This window comes from Nocardia sp. No.11, assembly GCF_038752175.1.
GTDB classification, from domain to species: domain Bacteria; phylum Actinomycetota; class Actinomycetes; order Mycobacteriales; family Mycobacteriaceae; genus Nocardia; species Nocardia canadensis.
Map to the genome: position 1 here is coordinate 1 of NZ_JBCGFB010000181.1, position 8,721 is coordinate 8,721.

Below are 8,721 nucleotides of genomic sequence, written 5' to 3' on the forward strand. Positions count from 1 at the left end.
GCTCGGCCTTGCGTTCGGTCCGGCGCTCGGCGGACAGTGGCTGGGCGGTGGCGGGGGTGCGCTTGGCGATCGCGATCCGCGCGCCGCCGACGGCCAGCACCAGCACGGTGGCCAGCATCATCGTCGGGAACCGCTCCACCAGCGGGATGATCAGGTTCATCAGCACGTCTTTGATGGAGGTGGTGGCCCGCCCACCCAGCAGCTGACAGGCCACCGGCACCGCGACGAACAGCAGCAGCGGCGGCATGACCATGGTGGAGAACAGCCCACGGAACCGCACGGCGCACACCGCCAGCACACAGCCGAGCACATACAGCGCCGAGAAGGTGCCCGTCGGGTAGGTCTCGCCGCCGATCGCGTCGATCACGAACCCGAACATCGTCATGCCCGCGGCAAGCAGAATCGCGGCCCAGGCGGGGATGCCGGGCACCGAGGGCAGGATCGAACGTTGCGGCGCGGGCACCCGGGGTCGCGCACGTTGGGAAGCAGCCACACTATGACACTAACCGCACAACGCGCCGTCAGGCGCTGCGGCACGGGGATCTCAGCGGCGATCCTCGGCGTCGGCGAACGCCACGGCCCGCGGTCTGGCCTCGGTCAACCGGATTGCCGGGAGCTCCTGATCGCCGATGCCGAGATCGTGCATCCGGCGCGCGGTGACCATCACCCGCGACTCGACCGAGCCGACGGTGGCGTTGAAAGCCGCTACTGCCTTACCGAGATTCACCCCGAGATTGTCCAGGTGATCGGCCACCTTGCCGACCCGGGTGTAGAGCTCCTTGCCCAATTGCTGCACCGTTGCCATATCGCGCGACAGCGCTTCCTGCCGCCAACTGAACGCGACCGTCCGCAGCAGCGCGATGAGCGTAGTGGGGGTTGCCAGGATCACGTTCCGCCCGAACGCGTACTCCAGCAGCCCCGCGTCGGTGGTGAGCGCGGCGTCGAGGAAGGGATCGCCCGGCACGAACAGGACGACGAACTCCGGCGCCGGATCGAACGCCGCCCAGTACGCCTTGTCGGCCAGCTGGTCGACGTGGGCGCGCAGGTGCTTGGCGTGCCGGGCCAGCAGCTGGTCGCGGGCCGTGGGGTCGTCGGTGGTCGCCGCGTCGAGGTAGGCGGCGAACGGGACCTTCGCGTCGACGACGATGTGCCTGCCGCCCGCCAGCCGCACCACCAGGTCCGGCCGCACCCCGCCGCGGTCGTCGGCGCCCGCTCGGTGCACCTGGGTGTCGAAATCGCAGTGCCTGGTCATGCCCGCGAGCTCGACGACCCGCTCCAGCTGGATCTCCCCCCAGCGGCCGCGGATCTGCGGCGCGCGCAGCGCCGCGACCAGCTGTCCGGTCTGGTCGGAGAGCCGGTGCGAGGTGCGCTGCATCCCGGCGACCTGCTCGCGCAGCCCCGAGTACGCGTCGATCCGGTGGTGCTCGACCTGGCGGATCTGCTGTTCGAGCGCGTCGACGGCATCCCGCAGCGGATCGACCATCGCGCCGATCGCGGCCGAATGCCTGCGCGCCGCATCCTCGTTCGCCGCGTGCAGTGATTGCTGCAGCAACCGTTGATTGTCCCCGGCCGCGGCGAGCCTGGCCTCCGCCGCGGCGGCACGCTGCCCGCCCCGGGCGGAATGCCCCAACCAGCCGAGACCGAATCCGGCGGCGAATACCAAGACGAGCGCGACGAGCATCGAGGCGGTCATAGCGGCGATAGTGCCGCAAGCCACCGACAAACTCGCAATCACCGAGCAACCCGGGCGTGGTGACGCGCCGGTGCGCGACGCCCGTGGGGTGCGTCGATTGAATTCTGTCGGGGGTGTGGCCTAAGTTTCGCGGCATGCGGATCCTGCACACCTCCGACTGGCACATCGGGCGCACCTTCCACGGTGTCGACCTGCTAGCCGACCAGGCGGCGGTGCTGGCATCGATCGCGGAGCTGGTCGCGGCGGAGTCGGTCGACGTGGTCGTCGTGCCGGGTGACGTCTACGACCGGTCCATCCCCAACGCCGACGCGATCGCGGTCTGCAACCGGGGGTTCGAGGCGATCCGGGCCGCGGGCGCGGTGATCGTCGCGACTTCGGGCAACCACGATTCGCCCGCCCGGCTCGGCGCGGGCGCCAGTTTCGCGGCGGCGGGCGGGCTGCATCTGTGCACCCGGGTCGCCGATGCCGATCGGCCGGTGCTGCTGGCCGACGACGACGGCGAGGTGGCGTTCTACGGGATCCCGTATCTGGAGCCCGAGATCACCCGCGTCGAACTCGGTGTGCCGCAGGCCCGCTCGCACGCGGAGATCCTCGACGCCGCGATGGGCCGCATCCGCGCCGATCTCGCCGGCCGTCCCGGCACGCGCACCGTCGTGCTCGCGCACGCCTTCGTCGTCGGCGGGGAGGCGACGGGTTCGGAGCGGTCGATCTCGGTCGGTGGGGTGGAGACGGTGTCGATGTCGGCGTTCGACGGTATCGACTATGTGGCGCTGGGCCACCTGCATTCGCCGCAGACCCTCTCGGAATCGGTGCGCTACAGCGGTTCTCCGCTGCCGTACTCCTTCGCCGAGAACTCCCATCGCAAGGCGGTCTGGATCGTCGACCTCGACGCCGACGGCCTGGCCGCGGTGCACCGCCACGACCTGCCGCTGGTGCGCGGGCTCAGCAAGCTCACCGGCACCCTCGACGAGCTGCTCACCGAGCCCGGATTCGCCGACGCCGAAGCGCATTACGTCTCCGCCACACTCACCGACAGCGCTCGCCCGGTCGACCCGATGCGTAAGCTGCGCGAGCGGTTTCCGCACGCGGTCCACGTGGAATGGGTACGCCCCGAGGGCAATCCGGAACTGCACTACCGCGAGCGGGTGCACGGCCGCCGCGATGTCGAAGTCGCGGCGAGTTTTCTGACCGATGTGCGTGGGGAACCGACGGGAGGCGAGATGAGGTGGGTGGAGCGCGCGCTGGCCGCCGCCGTGCGCGAACCCGATGCCGGACGGGCCGAGACCCGGCGCGCCGCGGACGAATTCGACGCCATGGACGTGACCGCGTGAGTTCGGTGCCCGGCGGCGTGCTCGGCGGTGCCGCGTGAGACTGCATCGCCTGGAGATGGTCGCGTTCGGTCCCTTCGCCGAGTCCACCGTCGTCGATTTCGATGTGCTCGGCGCGGACGGCCTGTTTCTGCTGCACGGGCACACCGGCGCGGGCAAGACCAGCATCCTCGACGCGATCGCCTTCGCGCTGTACGGGCGGGTGCCCGGCGCGCGCGGGGAGGGCAAGCGGCTGCATTCCGATCACGCCGACCCGCAGACGCCGCCGAAGGTGATCCTCGACGCGACCCTGGGCGGTCGCCGCCTGCGCTTGACCCGCAGCCCGGCGTTCGAGCGGCCGAGCAGCCGCGACAGCACCCGGTTCACGGAGGTGCAGGCCAAGGGCACCCTGGAATGGCTCGACGGGTCCGGCGAGAATCTGTCCCGGCTCACCGATATCGGCGACGAGGTCGTGCGCCTGCTCGGCATGAGCGCCGACCAGTTCTTCCAGGTGGTGCTGCTGCCCCAGGGCGATTTCGCCAAGTTCCTGCGCGCCGAGAACGAGGACCGGGAGAAGCTGCTCGAAAAGCTCTTCGACACGCAGCGATTCGGCACCGCGGAGACCTGGCTGGCGGACCGGCGCCGGGCCGCGGAGGCCGACCTCACCGCGCGCACGCAGGGCATCGATCGGCTGATCACCAAGGTCGGCATGGCGGCGGGCTACGGCGGCGCGGAATCGGTCGGGCTGCCCGACGCGGTGGCGTGGTCCCAGGACCTGCTGGCCACCGCGCGCACCGAGCTGGCCGAGGCGAACGCGAATGCCGAACTCCGCCAGAAGGACTCGACCGAAGCGCGCGCCGAGGCCGAAGAGCAGCGTCGCGTGGCCGGGTTGCACGCCCGGATGGCGGCGGCCCGCGCGGAACTGGCCGACTACGCCGCCGACGCCGCGCGCCGGGCCGAACTGGAACGCGAACTCGAACAGGCGCGCCGGGCCGAGCCGGTGGTGCACGCCATCGACGAGGCGCGCTCGGCGGTGCGCGCGCTGCGTCGGGCGGAGGCGTCGACCCGGGCCGTCGCCGGTGAGCTCGCCGTTCAGCTGGGTGCCGAGGCGGCCGCGGATATCGCCGGACTCGACTTGCTGACGGTGGTCTTCGACGACGCCGATGACGCACCTGCCGTGGAGTCCGGTGCGAGGTCGGATTCCGCTGATGGCGTCGCGGATACGCGACCGGACGACGTTGCCGGCGCCGACAGTCGATCGTTGGAGAGCACCCGGCGACGTGGTGTGCGGCGTGCCGATCTCGGCCGTGTGCGCGATGTCGAGGGTGACCTCGACGGTGCGGTCAGTCAGTGGAACGCCCTGCTCGGTGTGCTCGGCGAAGTCCGAACCGACGCCGAGATCGCTCGTCAGCTCGCCGCCGATCTCACCGAACACGAGACCGAAGCCGCGCGGCTGACCCAGCGCGCGGGCGAATTCGCCCGGCGCCGTGCCGATCTGCCCGCCGTGATCGCCGGGGCGGGGGAGCAGTTGCGCGAGGCCACCGATGCCGCCGCCGCGCTGCCCGGGCTGCGGACCGAGCTCGGCAAGTGGCAGGAGTCCGCGGCGGCCGCCGTCGAATTGGCCGAGCAGCGACCGGCGTTGGACCGGGCACAGACCGAGTTCGACGCGGCGCGCCGGACCCATCTCGACGCCAGGGAGCGCGTGCTCGATCTGCGCACGCGCCGCTTGGCGGGCATGGCCGCCGAACTCGCTGGTGCGCTGTCGGCAGGCGCGCCGTGCGCGGTGTNCCGGGCACAGACCGAGTTCGACGCGGCGCGCCGGACCCATCTCGACGCCAGGGAGCGCGTGCTCGATCTGCGCACGCGCCGCTTGGCGGGCATGGCCGCCGAACTCGCTGGTGCGCTGTCGGCAGGCGCGCCGTGCGCGGTGTGCGGCTCCGCCGAGCACCCCGACCCCGCGCGCCCCACCGACGACGCGGTGTCCAAGGACGCCGAGGACGCCGCCACCGCCGCCGAGCAGGCGGCCGAGGCGGCGCGCGACCGGATCGCCGAGCGCATCGGCGTCATCGAACGCGAGATCGAGGCGCTGATCGCCCGTGGCGGCGACGCCGACCCGGTCACCCTGGCCGATGCCGTCCGCACCGCCACCCACCGCTTCGACGACGCCGCCGACAGCGCCGCCCGTGTCACCGCCCTCACCGCGCGCCTCGACACCCTGCGTGCCGAGGAAGCCGCCCTGCACGAGCAGTCCCGCGACCTCGACGCCCGCCTCGGCACCGTCACCGCGACGATCGCGGCCACCCGCACCCGCCTCGACGAACTCACCCTCCGCCTGCGCACCGCCGCGGGCGCCGACGATTCGGTCGACGCCCGCACCACCCGCCTCGAATCCCTCATCGCGGCCGCCACCGCCCTGCGCGCCGCCCGCGCCGAGGAGACCACCGCCCGCGACGCCGTCCGCCATATCGCCACCCGCGTCGAAAACCTCGCCCAGGCAGCTGGTTTCGTGACCGAGGGCGACGAACGGACGGGCACTGGGCCGGCCACCGTGCCGCACGACGCGACGGCCGATGGCGCGGCCACCGCCGTAGTCGGTGACGGTAGTGCCACGGCTGTGACCGCCGACGGCAGCGTCACACCTGCGACTGCTGACGGCGCCGCCACAGCGGGGACTGTTGACAGCAGCGCCACAGCTGCGACTGCTGGTGGCGCCGGCACGGCCGCGACCGGCGACGGCGGCACCACAGCCGCGCGTGCCCCGGCTGCCGACGGTTCCGGTGCGAGTTCGACGGCCGTCGACACTGTGGGGCCGGAGACGAAGTCGTCGACCGCCGATGATGCTCGAGAGTTGGCATCCGACGACGGTGTGGTGGCTCCGGCACCCGCGAACGGTGCAGTCGACGGCAGTGGATCTTCGCCGGCCGACAGTGGAGGCGGGGCGGGGGAGTCGTCGGGCGACGTCGACGTGCGGGCCGATGACGAATCCGCCGACAGCGCGGACAAACCGCGATCTCGTCCCGAACGAGCCGCGCGCCCGGTGCGCGTCGAGCCCGAGATGCCGACCCTGTTCGACCTTTTCGACGACGACCCGATCGACGACGAACCCGAACCGGCGCCCGAGCCCGCACCGCAGCGCGACGACATCGCCCTGCTCACGGCGTACGCCCAGCTCGTCACCGCCCTCGCCCGCACCGCGGCGCAGCAGTCGGCAATCGAGGCCGAACTCACCGCGGCCGACCGGGCCCGCGCTCACGCCGAGGCCGTCCTCGCCGAACCGCAGATCCAGGCGGTGGCCGAGCAGGTCCCGGCCGACCTGGCCGCGCTGGAGCAGCGCTTCGCCGACGCCCAGTCCGCGCTCACCGCGGCGGTGGCGGCCCAGTCGGCGGCCGCCGAGCGGGTCGCGCAGCTCGAACAGCTGGGGACTCAGCTCTGGGGCGAGGTCGAGCGGATCGCGCCCAAGCAGCGCGATTTCGACGAGCTGGCCACACTGGCCGACGTGGTCGCGGGGCGGGGCGAGAACAATCGCCGGATGTCGTTGCGCTCCTATGTGCTCGCCGCGCGGCTCGAGGAGGTCGCGGTCGCGGGGTCGCTGCGGTTGCGCCGGATGTCGGGCGGCCGGTACGAATTCGTGCACTCCGACAAGGCGGGCCCGCGTGGCCGGCGCGGTGGTCTCGGCCTCGACGTCCGCGACGACTACACCGGCGCGGTCCGCTCCGCGAAAACGCTCTCCGGTGGTGAGACCTTCATGGCCTCACTGGCGTTGGCGCTGGGATTGGCGGATGTGGTCGCCGCCGAGGCGGGCGGCCTGGTCCTGGACACCCTGTTCATCGACGAGGGCTTCGGCAGTCTCGACGCCGACACCCTCGACGCGGTGATGGGTGTCCTGGACGAACTGCGGGCAGGCGGTCGCGTGGTCGGCGTGGTCAGCCATGTCGACGAGATGCGCCAGCGCATTCCCAGCCGACTGCACGTCGTGCGCGGCCGGACCGGCTCGCACCTCCAAGCAACTGTTGCCTGACGCCCGGAGCGCGGCTCACCCTGGGTAGCTGCTGATCCGGCGGTGGCTCCGCCCCGGACCCGCGCCGATCAGACGGTCGGTTCGGGCACCGGATCGGCCCGGACCTGGCCACCGGCCTTCGGTGCGAACCCCGGCAACCACCCGTCGACATACGGGATCATCAGCTGGATCAGCGGCCCGATGCCGAAGGCGTAGACCAGCGTGCCGATCCCGACGCTGCCGCCGAGCAGCCACCCGGTGGTCAAGACCGTCGCCTCGATGCCGGTGCGGACCGACCAGACCGGCCACCCGGTCCGGGCGACCAGTCCAGTCATCAGTCCATCGCGGGGACCTGGACCCATTCCCGCGCCGATGTAGAGCACGGTCGCCGCGGCGTTCACGATCACGGCGAGCACCATCGCCGCCACCCGTGTCCACAGGGCGTCGGCCTCGGGGATCAGCCACAGTCCGGCGTCGACCGACACCCCGATCACGATCACGTTGCTGACCGTGCCGAGGCCGGGTCGCTGCCGGAGCGGAATCCACGCGAGCAGCACGACGACGCCCGTCACCGCGGTGACGGCACCGAAACTGAGTGGCACGTGCGCGGCGACACCCTGGTGGAAGACGTCCCACGGATCGAGCCCGAGCCCGGCCCGGATCATCACCGCCATCGACGTCCCGTACAACCACAGACCGGTGTAGAGCGCGATCAGGCGACGAGTGAGCATGGGTATCAGCATCCAGGCCAACTGGACCGCCCAAAAGAGCCAATTGCGAGGTACTGGCCTTATTCATCACCAGCCCGGCAATCCAGCGGCCTACTCGGTGTGCGCGCCCACTGTCCGTCCGGCCGCGCGCTCGGCCCGGTGCGCCCCCGCCTCAGGATTCGTGCGCGAGCAACCACCGCTTGACGTCCAGTCCCCAGCGGAACCCGCCCAGCGCGCCACCGATCCGCAGCACCCGATGGCACGGCACGAACAGCGCCGCCGCATTGCGCGCGCAGGCGTTCGCGGCCGCCCTGGTCGCGTCCGGTCGACCGGACAGCCCGGCGTACTCGGTGTAGGTGATCGGCTCGCCAGCGGGCACCTTGCGCAGGACATCCCACGCATGGGTGAGGAACTCGCCCGAGCGCTGCCGGACGGGGATCGCATCGATCGCGGTGAGCTCACCCGCGTGATAGTCGGTCACCGCCCGGGTGACCGCGCCGAGCGAATCCCGCTGTCGCAGCTCGGTGGGACGCAACGTGGGGTGGATGACGCGGGTCAGCTCGGCCGGATCAGCGGTCCAGCCCGAGGCGAGCACCGCGCCGTCGGCATCGACGACGGCGGTGAACGGGCCGATGCGGGTGGCGACGGTCGCGACGTCGGCGCGTCGAATGCTGTTGTCGGTCATGATGCTTCGCTTCCGTTGACGGGTGGGGTACGGCGGGGCGCGGCGATCACACCGCGATGTTCGAGCGCCGTCTTCCACAGGTGCATGGACAGGTAGGAGCGCCAGGGCGCCCAGCGGGTGGTGTGATCGAGATCGAGGCCGGCCAGGGTCGCGCCCTGGCGCACGACCAGGTCGGTGCCGAGCAGGATGTCGGGATCGGCGAGCAGGCGCATGGTGACGTAGTCGGCCGTCCACGGCCCGACGCCGGCCAGCGCGAGCAGGTCGCGGCGAAGCTCGGCCGCCGTGCGGCCCGCGTGCAGGACCAGGTCGCCGTCGGCGATCGCCCGCGC

At 71.9% G+C, this 8,721-nt stretch carries 6 protein-coding genes and 1 pseudogene; 2 read left to right on the plus strand and 5 right to left on the minus strand.

Going from position 1 to position 8,721, the window contains the following annotated elements; translation table 11 throughout:
* Together V8688_RS30020 and V8688_RS30025 are read right to left on the minus strand one after the other, a co-directional pair.
* The coding region (locus tag V8688_RS30020) for a DUF6542 domain-containing protein (RefSeq protein ID WP_342802208.1) at positions 1–493 on the minus strand (493 nt) is incomplete at its 3' end.
* 51 nt (positions 494–544) lie between these two features.
* Positions 545–1,693, minus strand: coding sequence for a DNA recombination protein RmuC (locus V8688_RS30025; protein WP_342802209.1), 1,149 nt, complete (start codon positions 1,691–1,693; stop codon positions 545–547).
* Between the two features lie 134 nt (positions 1,694–1,827).
* Between V8688_RS30025 and V8688_RS30030 the strand changes: the two genes are divergently transcribed.
* Entirely contained in the window at positions 1,828–3,024 is a 1,197-nt protein-coding gene (locus V8688_RS30030) for an exonuclease SbcCD subunit D (protein ID WP_342802210.1), read from the plus strand.
* Between the two features lie 34 nt (positions 3,025–3,058).
* Entirely contained in the window at positions 3,059–7,018 is a 3,960-nt protein-coding gene (locus tag V8688_RS30035; RefSeq protein WP_342802211.1) for an AAA family ATPase, read from the plus strand.
* A gap of 68 nt (positions 7,019–7,086) precedes the next feature.
* On the opposite strand, the gene V8688_RS30040 is transcribed toward V8688_RS30035, so the two are convergent.
* The 3 genes and pseudogenes from V8688_RS30040 to V8688_RS30050 form a co-directional block, all read right to left on the minus strand.
* Positions 7,087–7,728, minus strand: a complete 642-nt coding sequence (locus V8688_RS30040) for a hypothetical protein (RefSeq protein ID WP_218719830.1) — start codon at positions 7,726–7,728, stop codon at positions 7,087–7,089.
* A 151-nt stretch (positions 7,729–7,879) separates the two neighbouring features.
* On the minus strand, positions 7,880–8,392 hold the full coding sequence (locus V8688_RS30045) for a methylated-DNA--[protein]-cysteine S-methyltransferase (protein WP_218719831.1): 513 nt from the start codon (positions 8,390–8,392) through the stop codon (positions 7,880–7,882).
* Positions 8,389–8,721: pseudogene (locus tag V8688_RS30050) on the minus strand (DNA-3-methyladenine glycosylase); the annotation flags it as partial. The pseudogene V8688_RS30050 and the gene V8688_RS30045, both read right to left, overlap by 4 nt.

What these genes read in the sequence shown, in the direction of transcription:
- V8688_RS30030 (WP_342802210.1), top strand. Translation starts at nt 1,828, where the DNA reads ATGCGGATCCTGCACACCTCCGACTGGCACATCGGGCGCACCTTCCAC.
- V8688_RS30025 (WP_342802209.1), bottom strand. Translation starts at nt 1,693, where the DNA reads ATGACCGCCTCGATGCTCGTCGCGCTCGTCTTGGTATTCGCCGCCGGA.
- V8688_RS30040 (WP_218719830.1), bottom strand. Translation starts at nt 7,728, where the DNA reads ATGCTCACTCGTCGCCTGATCGCGCTCTACACCGGTCTGTGGTTGTAC.
- V8688_RS30045 (WP_218719831.1), bottom strand. Translation starts at nt 8,392, where the DNA reads ATGACCGACAACAGCATTCGACGCGCCGACGTCGCGACCGTCGCCACC.